The sequence below is a fragment of the Streptomyces sp. NPDC001604 genome, assembly GCF_042893475.1.
In the GTDB taxonomy this organism is placed as follows: Bacteria; Actinomycetota; Actinomycetes; order Streptomycetales; family Streptomycetaceae; genus Streptomyces.
Genome location: NZ_JBIAUY010000024.1, coordinates 113,172 through 133,963, shown reverse-complemented (window position 1 = coordinate 133,963; position 20,792 = coordinate 113,172). Strand labels below are relative to the sequence as shown.

Below are 20,792 nucleotides of genomic sequence, written 5' to 3'. Positions count from 1 at the left end.
CGTTTGCTCAGGCAGGCTGGACGAGTGACCAGGACGAACGGAGCAGGGCCCATGGGCGAGCAGCAGTACGTGAAGTTCCCGCAGGAGGTCATCGACGAGTACGCCGCGCTCGGCGTCGACCTCCTGGCCCTCTTCTCCGCCGGACACCTCGGCACCCGCATGGGCGTGGAGATCCTCGAGGCCTCCGCGGACCGCGTCGTCGGCACCATGCCCGTCGAGGGCAACACCCAGCCGTACGGCCTGTTGCACGGCGGCGCCTCCGCCGTCCTCGCCGAGACCCTCGGCTCCGTCGGCTCGATGCTCCACGGCGGCAGCTCCAAGATCGCAGTCGGCGTCGACCTGAACTGCACCCACCACCGCGGCGTACGCTCCGGTCTGGTCACCGGCGTCGCCACGCCGGTGCACCGCGGCCGCTCCACCGCCACGTACGAGATCGTGATCAGCGACGAGGACGGCCGGCGCGTGTGCAGCGCACGCCTGACCTGCCTGCTGCGCGATGTGCGGCCCGGCGACGGGGCACACATCGGCACCGCCGACTGACCCTCCCGCCTCTGGCCCGACCCGCCGATCAGGCCATAGCGTCATGCCATGAGAACGGGAGGAGCCCTGCGGGCGGGGGCGGTGCCGGGCTGCGCCTACGGGGGTTACCGGACGATGGACCCGCCCGACGGCCGGCACGACATCCTGCGGGACGTCGTGAACACGACCACAGCCACCAGGAAGCGCCAACGCGCCCAAGCAGCCCACGAGTTGATCGGGCGTCGGGCGGCCGAGGGCTGCCGGGACCGGTACCGCTCCGGCAGTCCGAGCAGAAGGGCGTGGCAGTGAGCGGCGTGGGCCCCGTCGAACCGGGCGAGGGCACCCGCTCCTGGGACGCCCCGGAGGCACGCACCACCTTGCCTTCCCGCCGCCCGCGCGGACGCCTCCCGCAGTGGTACGACCGGCACCGGCGCGCCACGCTCAGCGCCGTCATGGCCGCCGTCCTGCTCGCGACCGGCGGCTACCTCTATCTCACCAGGCCGCGCAAGCCACCGGCCCCCGCCCCGCCGTACCCGTCCCAGGTCGTGGACATCACCTACATCGACCCCGTGACCGCACCGAAGCCGGCGCAGCCCGACAGCTTCAGCTTCGCGGTGGACCTGAGCGTGCTGTCGGGCCCGCCGGTCACCGTCAGAGACATCGACCAGTCCTATGCCGGCCTGTCCCTGACCACGCAGCCCCACACACCGTTCCGGACACAGGCGGGAAGAAGCCGCAGGATCGTGATCACCATGCACGTCACGCAGTGCCGGAAAGCACCGGAAAGCGCCGGACTCCCTTTCCTGGACGTAACTCTGCGTAATACGCGCGCAATAGAGGTCCACAGTTTCATCCTGGGGCAGCGTTACGCACAGCACCTCACAACCGCCCTGCAAGCCATCTGCAACCACAGCTCCAGGTAATTACCAAAACACTTGAAGCACCTGACAGCACCCGGTGAGTCCTGCATGTTCTCAGAATGCGGACAGGGCGAATCGGCTGGAATTCCGCTGTTCCACCCACCCAGCACCGCTCTGCATTACGCGATGTCATAACAAGACAGTCACAGCCTCACCCAGACCCTCCTCCAGACTTCCTCAACCCGCTTAGAGTCACGGCCAGTCACCGTGCTGCCGGAGTGTCACTCCGACCCGGCGCCACGACTCGGCCACTTCCAGGAGGGAGTGCCGTCCAGGGAAAGGACTGACCGTGCGTCAACGTTCGCTCATCGCCATAACCGCCACGCTGGCAGCGGGAGCACTCACCCTCACCGCCTGCGGCTCGCGCGACAGCAGCGACAAGGGGGGCTCCAGCGGCGGCACCACCGTCACCATCGGTGTCGACGCCCCGCTGACCGGCGACCTGTCCGCTCTGGGCCTGGGCATCAAGAACTCCGTGGACCTGGCCGTCAAGACGGCCAACAAGGAAAAGATGGTCGACGGCATCACCTTCAAGATGGTGGCCAAGGACGACCAGAAGCAGGCCTCCGCCGGACAGCAGAACGCCACCGCCCTGGTCGCCGACAAGAGCGTCCTCGGCGTGGTCGGCCCGCTGAACTCCGCCGTCGCCCAGGCCATGCAGAAGGTCTTCGACGACGCCAAGCTGGTCGAGGTCTCCCCGGCCAACACCAACCCCACCCTGACCCAGGGCACCAACTGGCAGACCAAGAAGGTCCGCCCCTTCAAGTCGTACTTCCGCACCGCGACCACGGACGCCATCCAGGGCCCCTTCGCCGCGCAGTACGTCTACAACACCAGCAAGAAGACGAAGGTCTTCGTCATCGACAACAAGGGCACCTACGGCGTCGGCCTCGCCGCCACCTTCACCGACGAGTTCAAGAAGCTCGGCGGAAAGGTCGTCGGCACCCAGCACATCAACGCCGACACCAAGGACTATTCCTCGGTCGCCACCCAGGTCAAGAACTCCGGCGCCGACGTCGTCTACTTCGGCGGCGAGTACCCGAACGCAGGCCCGCTCAGCAAGCAGATCAAGGCAACGGGCGCCAACATCCCCGTGGTCGGCGGTGACGGCATCTTCGACCCGACCTACATCAAGCTGGCCGGCCCCAAGAGCAACGGCGACCTCGCCACCTCCGTCGGCGCGCCCGTCGACACCCTCCCCTCCGCCAAGAAGTTCGTCGAGGACTACAAGGCCGGCGGCTACTCGGAGGACTACGGCGCCTACGGCGGCTACTCCTACGACTCCACCATGGCCATCGTCCAGGCCGTGAAGAAGGTCGTCGCCGACAACGGCGGCAAGCTGCCCTCCGACGCACGCGCCAAGATCACGGCAGCCATGCAGAACGTCTCCTTCGACGGAGTGACCGGCAAGGTCTCCTTCGACGAATTCGGTGACGCCACCAACAAGCAGCTCACCGTCTACGCCGTCAAGAACGGTGCCTGGGCGGCCGTCAAGTCCGGTACCTACACCGGCTGACCCTCACCCGCACCACTCACGAGCCGCGCGGGGCGCTGTTCCACAAGCGCCCCGCGCGTTCTCGCATCCGGCCCCATCCGTCGAAAACATCCGAATAGTCTCGGAGGACATGCGGTGAACGAACTGCCGCAGCAGCTGGTCAACGGCCTGCTACTGGGATCCATGTACGGGCTGGTCGCCATCGGCTACACGATGGTCTATGGCATCGTCCAGCTCATCAACTTCGCCCACGGTGAAATCTTCATGACCGGCGCCTTCGGCGCTCTGACGGTCTACCTGTACGTCCTGCCGGACGGCACATCCATGTTGATCGCCCTGCCACTGATGCTCATCGGCGCCATCATCGTCTCCGTCACGGTCGCCGTGGGAGCGGAACGGTTCGCCTACCGCCCTCTGCGCACTGCCCCCCGCCTCGCGCCCCTCATCACCGCCATCGGCCTCTCCCTCGCCCTCCAGCAGGCGGTCTGGGCCTGGTACCCGCACGCCAAGTCCTCGATCACCTTCCCCGAGATCGACGGCGGGCCCTTCCACATCGGCGACATCACCATCCAGACCGGCGACATCTTCCTGCTCATCGCCGCCCCCATCAGCATGGCCGTCCTCGCCTACTTCGTCATGAAGACCCGCACCGGCCGCGGCATGCAGGCCACCGCCCAGGACCCCGACACCGCCAAGCTCATGGGCATCAACACCGACCGCATCATCGTGGTCGCCTTCGCCCTCGGCGCCACCTTCGCCGCCGTCGGAGGCGTCGCCTACGGCCTCAAGTACGGCGAGATCGACTTCCGCATGGGCTTCATCCTCGGCCTCAAGGCCTTCACCGCAGCCGTCCTCGGCGGCATCGGCAACATCTACGGAGCCATGATCGGCGGCGTCGTCCTCGGTGTCGCCGAAACCCTCGCCTCCGCATACATCTCCAACATCCCCGGCATGGAAAAGTTCGGCAGCCAGTCCTGGGCCGACGTCTGGGCCTTCGTACTCCTCATCCTCGTGCTCCTCTTCAGGCCCCAGGGCCTGCTCGGCGAGCGCGTCGCGGACAGGGCGTGACACCGATGACAACACAGACCACCGCACCCGAAACCCCGGGCACCCCCGCCGCGTCAACCCCGACCGGCCTCATCGGCATCCCGACACCCATCGGCCGCGCCCTCGCCACCGGCGGCGGCATACTCACCGTCATATCCACGTTCATGTCCTGGACATGGACCGCCAAATTCCCCGGCGACCTCACCGTCTACGGCTACCCGGGCGGCCTCCAGGTCCTCGTCCTCATCGGCGGCGCCCTCACCACCCTCCTCGGCCTCGCCGGCTACGGAATCAAGGGCCTCCGCCACCTCGTACCCGCCGGCGGCGACGCCGCCCTCAGATTCGCCGCCCTCGGCTCCTTCGCCACCGCCTGGTACACGGTCATCGCGATCAGCGACGAACTCGGCGGCCTCGTCAACCTCGACCCAGGCGGCTTCCTCGTCGCCATCGCCACACTCGCCGCGCTCATCGGCGCCCTGGCACTGCCCTTCCAGCACCCCGAGCCCGACCCGATCGACCCGGACGACGAAGCCTGGGAAAAATTCAGGAACAAGGCCGCCCACAAACGGGACACCATCAAGGCCGCCTTCGCCGCAGGCTCCCCCCGCCCCGTCGGCAAACTCCCCGCCTACGTCGAGATCCTGATCATCGCCGGCGTCCTCGCCCTCAGCCTGCTCGTCTTCACCTACGGCATCGGCACCGAGTACGACGAACTCTTCATCGGCTTCCTCATCACCGCCGGCTTCGGCTTCGCCGCCCTCAACAAGGCCGGTCTCGTCGCCCAGGCCACCCAGATCACCGCCCGGCACCAGAACATCACCGTCTGCGGCGCCTTCGTCGCAGCGGCCCTGTTCCCCTTCACCCAGACCGACGACCAGTACGCGACCCTCGGCGTCTACATCCTGATCTTCGCCACCGTCGCCCTCGGCCTCAACATCGTCGTCGGCCTCGCCGGCCTCCTCGACCTCGGCTACGTCGCCTTCCTCGGCGTCGGCGCCTACGCCGCAGCCCTGGTCTCCGGCTCCCCCAGCTCACCCTTCAACGTGCACTTCCCGTTCTGGGCAGCCGTCCTCGTCGGAGCACTGGCCTCACTCGTCTTCGGCGTCGTCATCGGCGCCCCCACCCTGCGACTGCGCGGCGACTACCTGGCCATCGTGACACTGGGCTTCGGAGAGATCTTCCGCATCACCGCCAACAACCTCGACGGCACCTCCGGCCCGAGCCTCACCAACGGCTCCAACGGCATCTCCTCGATCCCGAACCTGAAGATCCTCGGCTGGGACCTCGGCGCCCCCCACGACATCCTCGGCTTCACCATCGGCCGGTTCGCCAACTACTTCCTGCTGATGCTGATCATCACGGCCGTCGTCGTCCTCGTCTTCCGACGCAGCGGCGACTCCCGCATCGGCCGCGCCTGGGTCGCCATCCGTGAGGACGAGACCGCCGCCCTCGCCATGGGCATCAACGGCTTCAAGGTCAAACTCATCGCCTTCGCCGTCGGCGCCTCCCTCGCCGGCCTCGCCGGCACCGTCCAGGCCCACGTGACCTACACCGTCACCCCCGAGCAGTACCAGTTCGCCGGACCCATCCCGCCCAACTCCGCCTTCCTGCTCGCCGCGGTCGTCCTCGGCGGCATGGGCACCATCGGCGGCCCCCTCATCGGCGCCTCCCTGCTCTACCTCATCCCCAACAAGCTCCAGTTCCTCGGCGACTACCAGCTCTTCGCCTTCGGCCTCGCACTCATCCTGCTGATGCGCTTCCGCCCCGAAGGCCTCGTCGCCAACCGGCGCCGCCAGCTGGAGTTCCACGAAGAGGCCGAAGCTCCCACCGTCCTGAGCACGACAGGGGCCTGACCACACATGACCACCGACACCACCACCCAGGACAGCACCCCCGGCGCCACCACCCCCGGCGAAACCGTCCTCGACGCCCGCGGCGTCACCATGCGCTTCGGCGGCCTCACCGCCGTACGAGGCGTCGACCTCACCGTCAACAGCGGCGAAATCGTCGGCCTCATCGGCCCCAACGGCGCAGGCAAGACAACCTTCTTCAACTGCCTGACCGGCCTCTACATCCCCACCGAGGGCGAAGTCCGCTTCAAAGGCAACGTCCTGCCACCGAAGTCCTTCAAGGTCACCGCCGCAGGCATCGCCCGCACCTTCCAGAACATCCGCCTTTTCGGCAACATGACCGTCCTGGAAAACGTCCTCGTCGGCCGCCACACCCGCACCAAGGAAGGCTTCTGGTCCGCCGTCCTGCGCGGACCCGGCTTCCACCGCGCGGAAAAAGCCTCCCGCGAACGAGCCATGGAACTCCTCGAGTTCATCGGCCTCCAACACAAGGCCGACCACCTCGCGCGCAACCTGCCCTACGGCGAACAGCGCAAGCTGGAGATCGCGCGCGCCCTCGCCAGCGAGCCCGGCCTGCTCCTCCTCGACGAGCCGACAGCCGGCATGAACCCGCAGGAGACGCGCGCCACCGAGGAACTCGTCTTCGCCATCCGCGACATGGGCATCGCCGTCCTCGTCATCGAGCACGACATGCGGTTCATCTTCAACCTCTGCGACCGCGTCGCCGTACTCGTGCAGGGCGAGAAGCTGGTCGAGGGCGACAGCGCAACCGTCCAGGGCGACGAACGCGTCATCGCCGCCTACCTCGGAGAACCCTTCGACAACGCCCCCGGCGACGCAGAAGCCGCCGAGGTCGAAGCAGCAGAGAACCAGGCCGACGCGCCCGGCAAGGAGAACGACCGATGACCGCACTCCTGGAGGTCGAGGACCTCCGCGTCGCCTACGGCAAGATCGAGGCCGTCAAGGGCATCTCCTTCAAGGTCGAAGCGGGCGAGGTCGTCACCCTCATCGGCACCAACGGCGCCGGCAAGACGACCACCCTGCGCACACTCTCCGGCCTGCTCAAGCCGGTCGGCGGCCAGATCAAGTTCGACGGCAAGTCGCTCAAGAAGATCCCCGCCCACCAGATCGTCTCCCTCGGCCTCGCGCACTCCCCCGAGGGGCGGCACATCTTCCCCCGCATGACGATCGAGGACAACCTCCGCCTCGGCGCGTTCCTGCGCAGCGACAAGGCGGGCATCGAGAAGGACATCCAGCGGGCCTACGACCTCTTCCCGATCCTGGGAGAGCGCCGCAAGCAAGCCGCGGGCACCCTCTCGGGCGGCGAACAGCAGATGCTGGCGATGGGCCGCGCGCTCATGTCCCAGCCGAAACTGCTGATGCTCGACGAACCGTCCATGGGCCTCTCCCCGATCATGATGCAGAAGATCATGGCGACGATCGTGGAACTCAAGGCCCAGGGCACGACCATCCTCCTGGTCGAGCAGAACGCCCAGGCAGCACTCTCACTCGCCGACCACGGCCACGTCATGGAAGTCGGCAACATCGTCCTCTCCGGCACCGGCCAGGACCTCCTCCACGACGAATCCGTACGCAAGGCATACCTCGGCGAGGACTGAGTCCGGTCTTCACGGTGGTACGACGAGGCCCGCGCCCCTGGTTCCCCAGGGACGCGGGCCTCGATCTGTGTGCGGTCGCCGGAGGTCAGCCCTTCGCGGCCTTCTTCTCGTCCGCGTCCTGAATGACCGCCTCCGCAACCTGCTGCATCGACATCCGACGGTCCATCGACGTCTTCTGGATCCACCGGAACGCCGCCGGCTCCGTCAGCCCGTACTCCGTCTGGAGGATCGACTTCGCCCGGTCCACGAGCTTGCGGGTCTCCAGGCGGAGGGTGAGGTCGGCGACCTCCTTCTCCAGCTCCTTCAACTCCGTGAACCGCGAGACAGCCATCTCAATGGCCGGCACGACATCACTCTTGCTGAACGGCTTCACGAGGTACGCCATCGCGCCCGCGTCGCGGGCCCGCTCCACGAGGTCTCGCTGCGAGAAGGCCGTAAGCATCAGGACGGGGGCGATGCGCTCCTCGGCGATCTTCTCGGCCGCCGAGATGCCGTCCAGCTTGGGCATCTTCACGTCGAGGATCACGAGGTCGGGCTTGTGCTCGCGGGCCAGCTCGACGGCCTGCTCGCCGTCACCGGCCTCGCCGACGACGCTGTAGCCCTCTTCCTCCAGCATCTCTTTGAGGTCGAGCCGGATCAGGGCCTCGTCCTCGGCGATGACGACACGGGTCGTCAGCGGAGGCACGTGCGACTTGTCGTCGTCGGGCGCGTCTACGGGCTGGGGCGACTCGGGGGCGGTCACGGGGGCTCCTCGTTCACGGGCAGGGGTGCTGCTGACAAGAGCCTACCTAGCTGCGATAAGGTAGGAGCACAGCGGGTGACCGCTGACCTTTGTTTTAGAGGAAGCCCCGGTAGTCCAGCGGAAGAGACACGGTGCTCAAACCACCGACAGCGTGGGTTCGAATCCCACCCGGGGCACTTTTCCTTCGATTCGAAGGCGCCACCTGAAAGCGGATGTCCACGTTCTCGTGAACATCCGCTTTTTGCTGCGTGTCGTCACGATCACTCCCGCACGGTGTTCACATGTACGACATCAGCACGCGCAGGCGAGCACTGGCGCTGGTCTCCCAAGGGCGCAGCCTGAACTCCGTGAGCAAGGAGACGGGCATCTCGCGTGCCGCGATCCGCTCTTGGCAGGACCGTCTCGATCCCCTGCCACGCATGACGCCCCCGGCCCCCGAGACTCCCGCTGACGACATCGCGTACGCCTACCTGTTGGGCCTCTATCTCGGCGATGGTTGCATCAGTGCCCACCCACGCGGCACGGGGTACTACCTAAGGATCGCGTGCGCCGACGCGTGGCCCGGCCTCCTCCGGGAGTGCCGCGAGGCCATCCTGAAAGTGATCCCCGGCATCGGGGTCTGCATACTCCAGAGACAGGGCTGCGCAGCGGTGACGAGCTACTCCCGGCAGTGGCCCCATCTCTTCCCCCAACACGGCCCCGGCAAGAAACACGAGCGTCCGATTACCCTCGTGCCATGGCAGCGGGAAATCGTCGACGCCCACCCTTGGGAATTCATCCGCGGCCTCATCCACTCCGACGGCTGTCGCATCACCAACTGGACGACCCGCCTCGTAGCCGGTGAACGCAAGCGCTACGAATACCCGCGGTACTTCTTCACCAACGTCTCGGAAGACATCCGCCGACTCTATACCGACACCCTCGACAGGCTCGGTGTCGAATGGACCCAATGCACGCGCAACGGCACACCGTTCAACATCTCGGTAGCCAAGAAGGCCTCCGTCGCCCTGCTCGACGCCCACGTAGGCCCCAAGTACTAACTTCAGCCCCTTACTTGGGACTGTCGTCCTCCCCAATGTGATGCACCCGCACCATGTTCGTCGACCCCGAAACCCCCGGAGGCGACCCCGCCGTAATCACCACGACGTCACCCTTCTGGCAGCGGCCGTACTTGAGCAGCAACTCGTCCACCTGCTCGACCATCGCATCCGTCGAGTCCACATGCGGCCCGAGGAACGTCTCCGCACCCCACGTCAGACTCAGCTGCGACCGCGTCGCCGGCTCCGGCGTAAAAGCCAGCAGCGGGATAGGTGAGCGATAACGTGAAAGTCGACGAGCGGTGTCGCCCGACTGGGTGAAGGCGACCAGGAATTTCGCGCCCAGAAAGTCGCCCATTTCCGCCGCCGCCCGGGCGACCGCGCCGCCCTGGGTGCGGGGCTTGTTCCGTTCCGTAAGGGGTGGGAGGCCCTTCGCTAGGATGTCCTCCTCCGCCGCCTCGACGATCTTGGCCATCGTCTGGACCGTCTCGGTGGGGTATTTGCCGACGCTGGTCTCGCCGGAAAGCATCACCGCGTCCGTGCCGTCGATGACGGCGTTCGCGACGTCGCTGGCCTCCGCGCGCGTGGGGCGGGAATTCTCGATCATCGAGTCGAGCATCTGGGTGGCCACGATGACCGGCTTGGCGTTGCGCTTCGCCAGTTTGATGGCGCGCTTCTGGACGATCGGGACCTGCTCCAGGGGCATTTCCACGCCCAGATCCCCACGCGCGACCATGATGCCGTCGAAGGCGGCGACGATGCCGTCGATGGCGTCCACCGCCTGCGGCTTCTCCACCTTGGCGATGACGGGGAGCCGGCGCGCCTCTTCGTCCATGATGCGGTGCACGTCTTCGATGTCGCGGCCGCTGCGGACGAAGGACAGCGCGATGACGTCGAAGCCCGTGCGCAGGGCCCACCTGAGGTCTGCTTCGTCCTTGGGCGAGAGGGCGGGGACCGAGACCGCGACGCCCGGCAGGTTCAGGCCTTTGTGGTCGGAGACCATGCCGCCTTCGATGACGCGGGTGTGGACGCGGGGGCCGTCGACGTCGGTGACTTCGAGGCAGACTTTGCCGTCGTCGACGAGGATGCGTTCGCCGGGGGTGACGTCGGTGGCGAGGCCGGGGTATGTGGTGCCGCAGGTGTGGCCGTTGCCTTGGACGCCTTCTTCCACCGTGATGGTGAAGGTGTCGCCGCGTTCAAGGAGTACGGGGCCTTCCGTGAAGTGGCCGAGGCGGATCTTCGGGCCTTGAAGGTCGGCGAGCAGTCCGACGCTGCGGCCGGTTTCGTCGGCGGCCTTTCGCACGCGCTGATAGCGCTCCTCGTGTTCGGCGTGGGATCCGTGGCTGAGGTTGAAGCGGGCCACGTCCATTCCGGCTTCTACCAGGGCTTTGATCTGGTCGTACGAGTCGGTGGCGGGCCCTAGTGTGCAGACGATCTTTGCTCGGCGCATGGTTCGAGCGTAGGCCTTACCGGCGGGTAGAGAATTTGGCGTGCGTGACTACTCAACAACCTTTGGATGAAGGCTTGTTGACAAGTATTGAATTGTGCAGATGCATGCTCTGATGAGCATTCGAACGGCTTCGGAACGGACTTCTACAGCCGTGGCGGGGTCATGGTGAATCGGGCATTGACGGCGGCGTGGACATGTTGGCGTTGGGGTTCGAGGTCGAGGGGTGCGGCGGTGTCTTCGGCGGCTGCACCGTAGGCCATGGAGCGCATGCGGGTGCCGGGGGCGGGTGGGTAGGGCTGGGGGTTTTCGGCTCCGATGTCGGCGAGTTCGACGAGGGCCGCGAGTGAGGTGCCGAGGGCCTCGGCGTACTCCCTGGCTCGTTGGACTGCTTCTTTGACCGCTTGTTGGCGGGCTTGGCGGTGGGCGGGTGAGTCGGGGCGCAGGGCCCACCAGGGGCCGTCGACTCGGGTGAGGTCCAGGTCGGCGAGGCGGGTGGTGAGTTCGCCCAGGGCCGTGAAGTCCGTCAGTTCGGCGGTGATGTGGACGCGGCCGTGGTAGGCGTGGATGCGTTCGCCGCGGCCTTTTTCCTTGAGTTCGGGGCTGATGGAGAAGGCGCCTGTTTCGAGGTGTTCGACTGCGTCGCCGTAGGTCTTGATGAGGTCGAGGGCGGTGGTGTTGCGGCGGGTGAGGTCGTCGAGGGCGGTGCGGCGGTCTTTGCCGCGGGAGGCGACGGTGATGCCGAGGCGGGCGATTTCGGGGTCGACTTCGAGGCGGGCTTCGCCGCGGACGGCGATGCGGGGGGCTTCGGGGGTGCCGTAGGGGACGGCGGGCTGGGGGGCTTCCGGTGAGGGGGTGGTCATACGCCCCACTCTGTCACTTCTTGGTCGGCTGGAGTCGTGTGGTTGACCGCTTCGGTCATCCAATCGCAACCTGCCGGACCTGTTGCGGTCGGTCATGCGCAGGTCAGAATCTACGCGCGTTGTTGACTCTTCCCATAGGAGACCTAGACATGCCCTTGAACCGCCGGAAGTTCCTGCAGAAGTCCGCGGCGACCGGAGCGGGGGTGGCGGTGGCGAGCGCCGTCGCGGCTCCGGCGGCACGGGCGGCCGAGGCCACGGCGGCGGACAAGCCCGCCAGGCGGTACTCGCTCACCGTGATGGGCACGACCGATCTGCACGGCCACGTCTTCAACTGGGACTACTTCAAGGACGCGGAGTACGCCGACAAGGCGGGCAACGCGCAGGGTCTGGCGCGTATCTCGACGCTGGTGAACCAGGTGCGCGCGGAGAAGGGCCGCTGCAACACGCTGCTGCTGGACGCGGGCGACACGATCCAGGGCACCCCGCTGACGTACTACTACGCGAAGGTGGATCCGATCACCGCGGAGGGTGGTCCGGTGCATCCGATGGCGCAGGCGATGAATGCGATCGGGTATGACGCGGCGGCGCTGGGCAATCACGAGTTCAACTACGGTATCGAGACGCTGCGGAAGTTCGAGGAGCAGTTGCATTTCCCGCTGCTGGGTGCGAATGCGCTGGATGCGAAGACGCAGCGGCCGGCTTTCCCGCCGTATGTCATCAAGAAGTTCCGGGTGCCGGGGCTGCCGTCGGTGAAGGTGGCGGTGCTTGGTCTGACGAATCCCGGTATTGCGATCTGGGACAAGGCTTATGTGCAGGGCAAGTTGGAGTTTCCGGGTCTGGAGGAGCAGGCCGCGAAGTGGGTGCCGAGGCTGAAGTCGATGGGCGCTGATGTGGTGGTCGTCTCGGCGCACTCCGGTTCCTCGGGTACGTCCTCGTACGGTGACCAGTTGCCGTATGTGGAGAATTCGGCGGCGCTGGTGGCTCAGCAGGTGCCGGACATCGATGCGATTCTGGTGGGTCACGCGCATGTGGAGATCCCGGAGTTGAAGGTCACCAATGCCAGGACCGGGAAGACGGTGGTGCTGTCCGAGCCGCTGGCGTACGCGGAGCGGCTGTCGCTGTTCGACATCGAGCTGGTCTTCGCGAAGGGCCGGTGGAGCGTGGAGTCCGTGTCGTCGAAGGTGCTCAACTCCAACACCGTCGCCGACGACCCGAAGATCACCAAGCTGCTGTCGGACGAGCATGCGAAGGTCGTCGAGTACGTCAACCAGGTCGTGGGTACGGCGACTGAGACGCTGACGACGGTCGAGGCGCGGTACAAGGACGCGCCGATCATCGACCTGATCACGAAGGTGCAGGAGGACGTCGTCAAGGCGGCGCTGGCGGGCACGTCGTACGCCTCGCTGCCCGTGATCGCGCAGGCCTCGCCCTTCTCCCGTACCTCGGAGATCCCGGCCGGCGAGGTGACGATCCGGGATCTGTCGAGCCTGTATGTGTATGACAACACGCTGGTCGCGAAGGTGCTGACGGGTGCGCAGCTCAGGGCGTATCTGGAGTATTCGGCGGAGTATTTCGTGCAGACGGCGCCGGACGCGGTGGTGGACGTGGAGAAGCTGACGAACGCGAACGGCCGCCCGGACTACAACTACGACTATGTGTCGGGTCTGTCGTACGAGATCGACATCGCCCGGGCGGCGGGGTCGCGGGTCAGGAATGTGACCTACAACGGTGCCGCGCTGGACGATGCGCAGAAGTTCGTGTTCGCGGTGAACAACTATCGGGCCAACGGTGGTGGTGCGTTCCCGCATGTGGCGTCCGCGCCGGAGGTGTGGTCGGAGTCGACGGAGATCCGTACGCGGATCGCGGAGTGGGTGACGGCGGAGGGTGTGCTGGATCCGAAGGACTTCGCGTCGGTGGACTGGCGGCTGACGCGGGCTGGTGTGCCGGTTTTCCAGGGCTTCTAGGGCTTCTGGAGCTTGAGCAGTGACAGGTCCACGGCGTCGGCGACGGCTTTTGCGCCGGCGTCGTTGATGTGGAGGCCGTCGCCGCTGTTGAACTCGGGGCGGATGCGGTCCGGGGCGGTGGGGTCGGCGACGGCGGCCGCGATGTCGATGACGGCGTCGAAGGGGTGGTCGGTGCCGAGGAGCCAGGCGTTGACGTCGCGGCGTACGGTCTGGCCGGTTTCGGTGTCGTAGCCCTCGTAGACGGTGCCGCGGTAGGGGCCGATCGTGGAGCCGATGACGGTGAGTCCGGCGGTGTGCAGTCGGTCGGCGAGGGTGGTCAGGCCTGCGGTGAATGCGGCGGCGGTGGGGCCTTCGGCGGGTTCGGGGTGGGCGATGAGGCCGGGGAGCCCGAAGTCGTTGAGGCCGATGTGGATGAGGACGTGGCTGACGCCGGGCACGGCGAGGACGTCGTGGTCGATGCGGGCGAGGAGGTGTTCGCCGATCTCGTCGGTGAGGAGGCGGTTGCCGGAGATTCCCTGGTTGACGATCCAGCCGCGGGTGAGTCGGCGGCTGAGCTGGGCGGGGAAGCTGTTGTCGGTGCCGGGGGTGGTGAAGGCGCCTTCGATCCAGGAGTCGCCGAAGGCGACGGCGATGCGGGTGTCGGCGGGGGCGAGGACGTCGATGCCGGTGAGGAAGTGGCCGGTGGGCAGCTCTTCGGCGTTGTGGAGGAGTTCGGCGGAGAGGTGGTTGCCGGGGACGGCGTGTCCGGTGTCGTAGGGCACTGCGCTGTAGGTGCTGAGTCCTGTGTCGCCGGGGAGGTAGAGGCTGATGGTGAGTTCTTCGCCGGCGCTGACGGGGAGTTCGACGGGGTCGCTGGTGATGTCCTCGCCGACGGGGACGGTGACGGTTTCGGCGCCGGAGAAGTGCAGGGGTGTGTCGCTGGTGGGGTCGATGCCGCTGCCGTGGGTGCGTACGGCGAGGTGGGCGCCGCCGATGTCGAGGGGTTCCTTGCCGTAGCGGTTGCTGAGCCGTAGTCGTAGTGCTTCGCCGCCGCCGGCGAGGCGGATGGACTGTCTGACGGTCTGGTCGGAGAAGCCGCGGGGTTCGAGGAGGTGGAAGGCCTCGTGAGGGTTGATGACGGCGCTGCGGTGGGCTGCGATCCAGGTCGTGGTCATGGCTGGCTCCAACGTCACCGCCGCCGGAGTTCTTCCTGCCTGTGTGTGGCTCATTGCCTGTCGTCGACGAGGGGGGTGAGGACGGGTGCCCGGCGGGCGCGTGGGATGTGCGGGTGTTGCTGCTGGTCGAGTCCGAAGGTGGTGAAGGCGGTCCGGGCGGGGAGGGGGTAGGTCTCCTTTCCGGTGAGGGAGTTGAGGATGGTGGCGGAGCGCCAGGCGGCGAGGCCGAGGTCGGGGGTGCCGACTCCGTGGGTGTGGCGTTCGGCGTTCTGGACGTAGATGTGGCAGTCGGCGGCGCTGATGGCGGGGTCGAGGGCGAGGCGGAAGCGTTCGTCGATGCGGGGGCGGTGGCGGCTGTCGCGGCGCAGGTAGGGGTCGAGGCCGGCGAGGAGGCGGTCGAGGGGGCGTTCGCGGTAGCCGGTGGCGAGGATGACCGCGTCGGTGGTGAGGCGGGAGCGGGAGTCCTGCTGGGTGTGCTCCAGGTGGAGTTCGACCTTGGTGGTGGCGAGGCGGCCTGCGGTGCGGACGCGGACGCCGGGGGTGAGGACGACGTCGGGCCAGCCGCCGTTCAGGGTGCGGTGGTAGAGCTCGTCGTGGATGGCGGCGATGGTGTCGGCGTCGATGCCTTTGTGGAGTTGCCACTGGCTGGTGACGAGGCGGTCGCGGACGGCTTCGGGGAGGGCGTGGAAGTAGCGGGTGTAGTCGGGGGTGAAGTGTTCGAGGCCGAGTTTGGAGTACTCCATGGGGGCGAAGGCCTCGGTGCGGCCGAGCCAGTGGATTCTTTCGTGGCCGGCGGGGCGGGCGCGGAGCAGGTCGAGGAAGATTTCGGCGCCGGACTGTCCTGATCCGATGACGGTGACGTGGTCGGCGGTGCGGAACGTGTCGCGGTGGGCGAGGTAGTCGGCGGAGTGGACGACGGGTACGCCGGGGGCTTCGACGAGGGTTTTGAGTGGTTCGGGGATGTGGGGTTCGGTGCCGATGCCGAGGGCGATGTTGCGGGTGTGGGTGCGGCCGAGGGCTTCGGCTTCTCCGTCGGGGCCGAGTTGGGTGTAGTCGACTTCGAAGACGTCGCGTTCGGGGTTCCAGCGGACGGCGTCGATCTGGTGGCCGAAGTGGAGTCCGGACAGGCCCGCTGCGACCCAGCGGCAGTAGGTGTCGTATTCGGCGCGCTGGATGTGGAAGTGCTCGGCGAAGTAGAAGGGGAAGAGGCGGTCGCGGGATTTGAGGTGGTTGAGGAAGGTCCAGGGGCTGGTGGGGTCGGCGAGGGTGACCAGGTCGGCGAGGAAGGGGACTTGGATGCGGGAGCCGTCGATGAGCAGGCCGGGGTGCCAGGCGAAGGAGGGGCGCTGGTCGTAGAAGGCGGTGTCGAGTTCGGTGAGGGGGTGGGCGAGGGCGGCGAGGGAGAGGTTGAAGGGGCCGATGCCGATGCCGACGAGGTCGCGGGGCGCGTCGGGCTCGTGGTGTGGGTGCGGGGGCGTGCTCATCGGGGTGGTTCCTTCCACGGGTCTTCGGCGGAGTCTGCGGAGTCTTGGGTGGGTGCTTCGACTTCGCGGGCGGCTTTCGTCTCGGGCGGCTTTTCTCAGGCGGGTTCGTCGGCGGCCTTTTCGACGAGGGCGAGGAGGGTGGCGACGTCGTCGGGGCGGGTGTCGGGGTTGAGGAGGGTGGCTTTGAGCCAGAGGCGGCCGTCGAGGCGGGCGCGGCCGAGGACGGCGCGGCCCTGGTGGAGGAGTGTTCGGCGTACGGCGGCGACGGCGTCGTCGGTGGTGTGTGCGGGCCGGAACAGGACCGTGCTGATGGTGGGGCGGTCGTGGAGCTCGAAGCCCGGATGGTCCTGGACGAGGGCGGCGAACTCCTCTGCCCGGTCGCAGACTTGGTCGACGAGTGCGCCGAGGCCGGTGCGGCCGAGGGTTTTGAGGGTGACGGCGATCTTGAGGACGTCGGGGCGTCGGGTGGTGCGCAGGGAGCGGCCGAGGAGGTCGGGGAGGCCGGCTTCGGTGTCGTCGTCGGCGTTGAGGTAGTCGGCGTGCTGGTGGAGGGCGGTGAGGTCGTGGGGGTCGCGTACGGCGAGGAGACCGGCTGCGACCGGCTGCCAGCCGAGTTTGTGCAGGTCGAGGGTGATGGTGTGGGCGTGGTCCAGGCCGGTGAGTTTGGTGCGGTGGCGGTCGCTGAGGAGGAGGCCTCCGCCGTAGGCGGCGTCGATGTGCAGACGGGCGTGGTGGGCGGTGCACAGGGCGGCGATCTCGGGGAGGGGGTCGATGAGTCCGGCGTCGGTGGTGCCGGCGGTGGCGGCGACGAGGTGGGGGCCGGGGAGGGTGGTGAGGGCCTCGTCGAGGGCGGTGGGGTCGAGGGTGCCGGTGGGGGCGGGGATGGTGACGGGGTCGGGCAGGCCGAGGAGCCAGGCGGCGCGGGGCAGTGAGTGGTGGGCGTTCGCGCCGCAGATCAGGCGGAGGCCGGTGCCGTGTTTCTCGCGGGCGAGGAGGAGGGCGAGTTGGTTGGATTCGGTGCCGCCGGTGGTGATCAGGGCGTCGGCGGGTCCTGCGTAGACCTCGGCGGCGAGGCCGCGGGTGACGAGCGTTTCCAGCTCGGATGCCGCGGGGGCCTGGTCCCAGGAGTCGAGGGAGGGGTTGAGGACGCTCGCGGCGAGGTCGGCGGCGGTGGCGACGGCGAGGGGCGGGCAGTGCAGGTGGGCGGCGCACAGCGGGTCGGCGGGGTCGGCGGCGCCTTCGGCGAGGGCGTGCACGAGCGTGTGCAGGGCGTCGGGGTCGCCGTGTTGTGGCAGTACGTCGCCGAGGGCGGCCCGTAGGCGCGCGGCGACGGCGGCGGGTCCACCGGCGGGCAGGGGGCCGCCACGTGCGTGTGCGCCCTGGTGGAGTGCTTGGAGCACGGTGTCGAGCAGCGGCCGCAGGGCGTGGGGGCCTTCGGGGCCGGAGGCCAGGCTCTGTGTGCTCATGGGTTCCTCCCGGGCGCGCGGGCAGAGGGGGGTTCCAGCTTGTCGGTGGATGCGTGCGCGTGCCCGAGAGGTTCAACGATCGGAACCCGAAAGGGTGTCCTTACGGGTTTCCAACGGGGGAAACGTGTTGCGGTTCAGGTGTTTTGTGGGGTGTTGGGGTATTGGGGGCCGTTGAGGTAGGGGGGCCTTTGCCCGATGTCAGGTGGTGCTCTCCCCCATGGGTGTGCCACCAGCGGGCGTTGGTGGCGAACGCGTTGGGGCGCAGAGGAGAGCAGGACGACGCGCCGGACGCCGGCCGCGCGGGCCGCCGCCGGCAGGTCGGTGCCGGCCTGGATGTAGAGGAAGAGCTTGGTCGCTCCCTCGAAAAGGGCCTGCGGCCGGTCGTGCTGGAGCCGCACCACCTCGGTCCCGGCGGGAGTGCGGTCCGCTGCGGATCACGGGTCAGGGCCCGCACCGGCCGCCCGTCGGCGACGAGGCGTTCGACGAGGGCACAGCCGACGTTGCCCGTGGCGCCGGTCACCACGATCACGGGGTTGGCTCCGGAGGAGATTTCGGGCTGATCGTCCTTCGCCCGGTCGGGCCCGGGAAGGACGATCAGCTCCCCGCATCATCGTCAGGGACCGCCGCAGCCGCGACGTCGTACGTTCCCGGTCCTATGCCTGCCTCACCCGCAACGCCCGTGCCAGGTCGTCGAGTTCGTCGGCCAGGGTGCGGCGCAGGGCGGGGATCGGGTCGGCGGTGTCGAGGCACTCTTGGCCGAGGTGCAGGTTTCCGGTGTCGACGGCGTGGGCGGGGAAGGCCCAGCGGCCGACGGCGGTGGCGATGGCGGGGCCGCGGCGGGCGGCGACGGCGACGGCGTCCTCGTAGTAGCGGGGCACGTACTCGCGCACCAGGTCGGCCTGTTCGGGCTGCCAGAAGCCGCGGGCGGTGGCGATGAAGAGGTAGTTCGACAGGTCGGTGCGCTCGTCCGTGCCGAACATGGCCTGCCAGGCCGTGGCCTTGGCCTCGGCGTCGGGCAGGGCGGCGCGGCAGCGGGCGGCGCCCTCCTGGCCGGTGGCGGAGGGGTCGCGGTCGAGTTCGGCGGCGATGGCCTGCTCGTCGGTGGCGCCGAGGACGGCGAGGCGGGCGAGGACGCGCCAGCGCAGTTCGGGGTCGAGTTCGGGGCCGCCGGGGACGGTGCCGTCGGCGAGCCAGGCGGCGATGGTGTCGGGGTGGGCGGCGACGTCGATGAGGTGGCGTACGGCGATCAGGCGCAGGCCGGGGTTGTCGCCGTCCTCGGTGCGGCGGATGAGGTCGCGGCACAGGGAGGTGAGGGTGGTCAGTGCTGCCGGGCGCTGTTCGGGGGTGAGGTAGCGGTCGGCGACCCTGGTGGTGGCGAAGGCGAGGACGCCCTGGACGAGGGCCAGGTCGGTTTCGTACGGGAGGTGGGTGCGGGCGGTGTCGAGGTAGGCGGTGGGCGGGAGCTGGCCGTCGCGGACGGCGTCGCGCAGGGCGTTCCAGACGACGGCGCTGGTGAGGGGGTCGGGCAGGCCGGAGAGGCTGGTGCGGACGGCGTCGAAGGACTCGGGGTCGAAGCGGATCTTGGCGTAGGTGAGGTCGCCGTCGTTGAGGAGGAGCAGGGCGGGGCGTTTACCGAGGGGCTCGGGCGTGGTGTGGGGGATGTCGAGGTCGAGGCGGTCGCGCAGGACGAGATGGCGGCCCTCGTCGGCGACGTCCGGGTCGTAGAGGCCGACGGCGATGCGGTGGGGCCGGCTGCCGGTGTGTTCGACGGTGAGGGTGCAGGTGCCGTCGTCGCCGGGGGTGACCACGGGGGTGAGGGTGTCGACGCCGGTGGTGCGCAGCCAGGCGTCGGCCCAGGCGTGGACGTCACGTTCGGTGGCGGAGGCGAGGGAGTCGATGAAGTCGGCGAGGGAGGCGTTGGCGAACCTGTGGCGGGCGAAGTGGGTGTTGATGCCGGCGAGGAAGTCCTTCTCGCCGAGCCAGGCGACGAGTTGGCGTAGTGCGGAGGCGCCCTTGGCGTAGGAGATGCCGTCGAAGTTGAGGAGGGCGGAGGCCGTGTCGTTGACGTCCTCGGGGGCTACGGGGTGGGTGGACGGGCGCTGGTCGGCGTCGTAGCCCCAGGCCTTGCGGGCGACTCCGAAGTCGGTCCAGGTGTCGGTGAAGCGGGTCGCTTCGGTGAGGGTCTGGTAGCCCATGTACTCGGCGAAGGACTCGTTCAGCCAGATGTCGTCCCACCAGCGGAGGGTGACGAGGTCGCCGAACCACATGTGGGCCATCTCGTGGGCGATGACCATGGCGCGGGTCTGGCGTTCGGTGTCGGTGACGGCGGAGCGGTAGACGAACTCGTCGCGGAAGGTGACCAGGCCGGGGTTCTCCATGGCGCCGGCGTTGAACTCGGGGACGAAGGCCTGGTCGTAGGAGTCGAAGGGGTAGGGCTCCTCGAATTTTTCGTGGTAGCGGTCGTAGCACTGCTTGGTGATCTCGAGGAGTTCCTCGGCGTCCGCGTCCAGGTGGGGGGCGAGCGAGCGGCGGCAGTGCAGGCCGAAGGGCAGGTCGCGGTGTTCGGTGCGCACGGAGTGCCAGGGGCCGGCGGCGACGGCGACGAGGTAGGTGGAGATCAGGGGGGTGGTGGCGGCCTGCCAGCGGCCTTCGCCGAGGTGGTCGGTGATGCCGTTGGCGAGGACGCTCCAGCCTTCGGGGGCGGTGACGGTGAGGTCGAAGACGGCCTTGAGGTCGGGCTGGTCGAAGGCGGCGAAGACGCGCTGGACGTCGTCCATGAACAGCTGGGTGTAGACGTAGGTCTCGCCGTCGGTGGGGTCGGTGAAGCGGTGCATGCCCTCGCCGGTGCGGGAGTAGCGCATGCTCGCGTCGAGGCGCAGTTCGTGCTCGCCGGCGGTGAGGTTCTTCAGGGGCAGGCGGTTGCCGTCGAGGGTTTCCGGGTCGAGGGGCTGTCCGTCGAGGGTGGCGGTGCGCAGGTGGGCGGGCTTGAGCTCGACGAAGGTGTCGGCGTCCGTGCGCGCGGTGAAGCGGATGACGGTGCGGGAGTCGAAGGTCTCGTCGCCGGTGGTCAGATCGAGATCGATCGTGTAGCGGTGGACGTCGAGGAGCTTGGCACGGGTCTGCGCTTCGTCGCGCGTCAGAACGGACATGCAGGTAATGCTGCCCGATGGCACTGACAAGGCACA

18 protein-coding genes and 1 tRNA gene are annotated in these 20,792 nt (G+C 68.1%); 11 read left to right on the top strand and 8 right to left on the bottom strand.

All coding sequences use genetic code 11. The features are described 5' to 3' along the window. Positions 1 to 51: 51 nt before the first annotated feature. From ACFY1E_RS42475 to ACFY1E_RS42440, 8 genes are all read left to right on the top strand, one after another. A complete protein-coding gene (locus ACFY1E_RS42475) occupies positions 52 to 540 on the top strand; it encodes a PaaI family thioesterase (protein ID WP_389086483.1) in 489 nt (162 codons plus the stop codon). A 48-nt stretch (positions 541 to 588) separates the two neighbouring features. After that, on the top strand, positions 589 to 828 hold the full coding sequence (locus ACFY1E_RS42470) for a hypothetical protein (RefSeq protein WP_389086481.1): 240 nt from the start codon (positions 589 to 591) through the stop codon (positions 826 to 828). Continuing rightward, the gene (locus ACFY1E_RS42465) at positions 825 to 1,442 is read left to right on the top strand and encodes a Tat pathway signal sequence domain protein (protein ID WP_389086524.1); all 618 of its coding nucleotides are present in this window, start codon (positions 825 to 827) and stop codon (positions 1,440 to 1,442) included. Before ACFY1E_RS42470 ends, ACFY1E_RS42465 begins: the two co-directional genes overlap by 4 nt. A gap of 286 nt (positions 1,443 to 1,728) precedes the next feature. Next, entirely contained in the window at positions 1,729 to 2,955 is a 1,227-nt protein-coding gene (locus ACFY1E_RS42460; RefSeq protein ID WP_389086479.1) for a branched-chain amino acid ABC transporter substrate-binding protein, read from the top strand. A 114-nt stretch (positions 2,956 to 3,069) separates the two neighbouring features. Beyond that, complete coding sequence (locus ACFY1E_RS42455) at positions 3,070 to 4,002, top strand: branched-chain amino acid ABC transporter permease (RefSeq protein WP_389086476.1); 933 nt, start codon at positions 3,070 to 3,072, stop codon at positions 4,000 to 4,002. A gap of 5 nt (positions 4,003 to 4,007) precedes the next feature. Then, positions 4,008 to 5,834 (top strand): branched-chain amino acid ABC transporter permease, encoded by a 1,827-nt coding sequence (locus ACFY1E_RS42450; RefSeq protein ID WP_389086474.1) that lies wholly within the window; start codon positions 4,008 to 4,010, stop codon positions 5,832 to 5,834. A gap of 6 nt (positions 5,835 to 5,840) precedes the next feature. Then, positions 5,841 to 6,737: an ABC transporter ATP-binding protein gene (locus ACFY1E_RS42445; protein WP_389086471.1), complete on the top strand. Its 897-nt coding sequence runs from the start codon at positions 5,841 to 5,843 to the stop codon at positions 6,735 to 6,737. Next, positions 6,734 to 7,450, top strand: a complete 717-nt coding sequence (locus tag ACFY1E_RS42440; protein ID WP_389086469.1) for an ABC transporter ATP-binding protein — start codon at positions 6,734 to 6,736, stop codon at positions 7,448 to 7,450. The genes ACFY1E_RS42445 and ACFY1E_RS42440 overlap by 4 nt, the downstream gene beginning before the upstream one ends. Before the next feature lie 85 nt (positions 7,451 to 7,535). On the opposite strand, the gene ACFY1E_RS42435 is transcribed toward ACFY1E_RS42440, so the two are convergent. After that, positions 7,536 to 8,192 carry a response regulator gene (locus ACFY1E_RS42435; protein ID WP_115908746.1) on the bottom strand — a complete coding sequence of 219 codons (657 nt, stop codon included), beginning with the start codon at positions 8,190 to 8,192 and terminating at the stop codon, positions 7,536 to 7,538. Between the two features lie 103 nt (positions 8,193 to 8,295). Here ACFY1E_RS42435 and ACFY1E_RS42430 point away from each other — a divergent pair. Next, positions 8,296 to 8,368 (top strand) — tRNA-Leu (locus ACFY1E_RS42430). Between the two features lie 105 nt (positions 8,369 to 8,473). Further along, a complete protein-coding gene (locus ACFY1E_RS42425) occupies positions 8,474 to 9,232 on the top strand; it encodes a transcriptional regulator (RefSeq protein WP_389086466.1) in 759 nt (252 codons plus the stop codon). A gap of 10 nt (positions 9,233 to 9,242) precedes the next feature. On the opposite strand, the gene pyk is transcribed toward ACFY1E_RS42425, so the two are convergent. Both pyk and ACFY1E_RS42415 read right to left on the bottom strand, forming a co-directional pair. Beyond that, positions 9,243 to 10,679, bottom strand: a complete 1,437-nt coding sequence (pyk, locus tag ACFY1E_RS42420; RefSeq protein ID WP_389086464.1) for a pyruvate kinase — start codon at positions 10,677 to 10,679, stop codon at positions 9,243 to 9,245. A gap of 143 nt (positions 10,680 to 10,822) precedes the next feature. Further along, complete coding sequence (locus ACFY1E_RS42415; protein ID WP_389086462.1) at positions 10,823 to 11,539, bottom strand: SIMPL domain-containing protein; 717 nt, start codon at positions 11,537 to 11,539, stop codon at positions 10,823 to 10,825. Positions 11,540 to 11,688: 149 nt separating this feature from the next. Between ACFY1E_RS42415 and ACFY1E_RS42410 the strand changes: the two genes are divergently transcribed. After that, a complete protein-coding gene (locus ACFY1E_RS42410; RefSeq protein ID WP_389086459.1) occupies positions 11,689 to 13,503 on the top strand; it encodes a bifunctional metallophosphatase/5'-nucleotidase in 1,815 nt (604 codons plus the stop codon). Here the strand turns inward: ACFY1E_RS42410 and ACFY1E_RS42405 are convergent. The 5 genes from ACFY1E_RS42405 to pepN all read right to left on the bottom strand — a co-directional run bounded on the left by ACFY1E_RS42405 (position 13,500) and on the right by pepN (position 20,756). Continuing rightward, entirely contained in the window at positions 13,500 to 14,657 is a 1,158-nt protein-coding gene (locus ACFY1E_RS42405) for a GDSL-type esterase/lipase family protein (RefSeq protein WP_389086457.1), read from the bottom strand. The genes ACFY1E_RS42410 and ACFY1E_RS42405 overlap by 4 nt on opposite strands. A 50-nt stretch (positions 14,658 to 14,707) precedes the next feature. After that, a complete protein-coding gene (locus tag ACFY1E_RS42400; RefSeq protein WP_389086455.1) occupies positions 14,708 to 16,141 on the bottom strand; it encodes a lysine N(6)-hydroxylase/L-ornithine N(5)-oxygenase family protein in 1,434 nt (477 codons plus the stop codon). A gap of 95 nt (positions 16,142 to 16,236) precedes the next feature. Further along, complete coding sequence (locus ACFY1E_RS42395; RefSeq protein WP_389086453.1) at positions 16,237 to 17,607, bottom strand: pyridoxal phosphate-dependent decarboxylase family protein; 1,371 nt, start codon at positions 17,605 to 17,607, stop codon at positions 16,237 to 16,239. 100 nt (positions 17,608 to 17,707) lie between these two features. Continuing rightward, positions 17,708 to 18,127, bottom strand: a complete 420-nt coding sequence (locus ACFY1E_RS42390; RefSeq protein WP_389086522.1) for an NmrA family NAD(P)-binding protein — start codon at positions 18,125 to 18,127, stop codon at positions 17,708 to 17,710. 133 nt (positions 18,128 to 18,260) lie between these two features. Then, positions 18,261 to 20,756 carry an aminopeptidase N gene (gene pepN, locus ACFY1E_RS42385; protein ID WP_389086450.1) on the bottom strand — a complete coding sequence of 832 codons (2,496 nt, stop codon included), beginning with the start codon at positions 20,754 to 20,756 and terminating at the stop codon, positions 18,261 to 18,263. Positions 20,757 to 20,792: the final 36 nt, after the last annotated feature.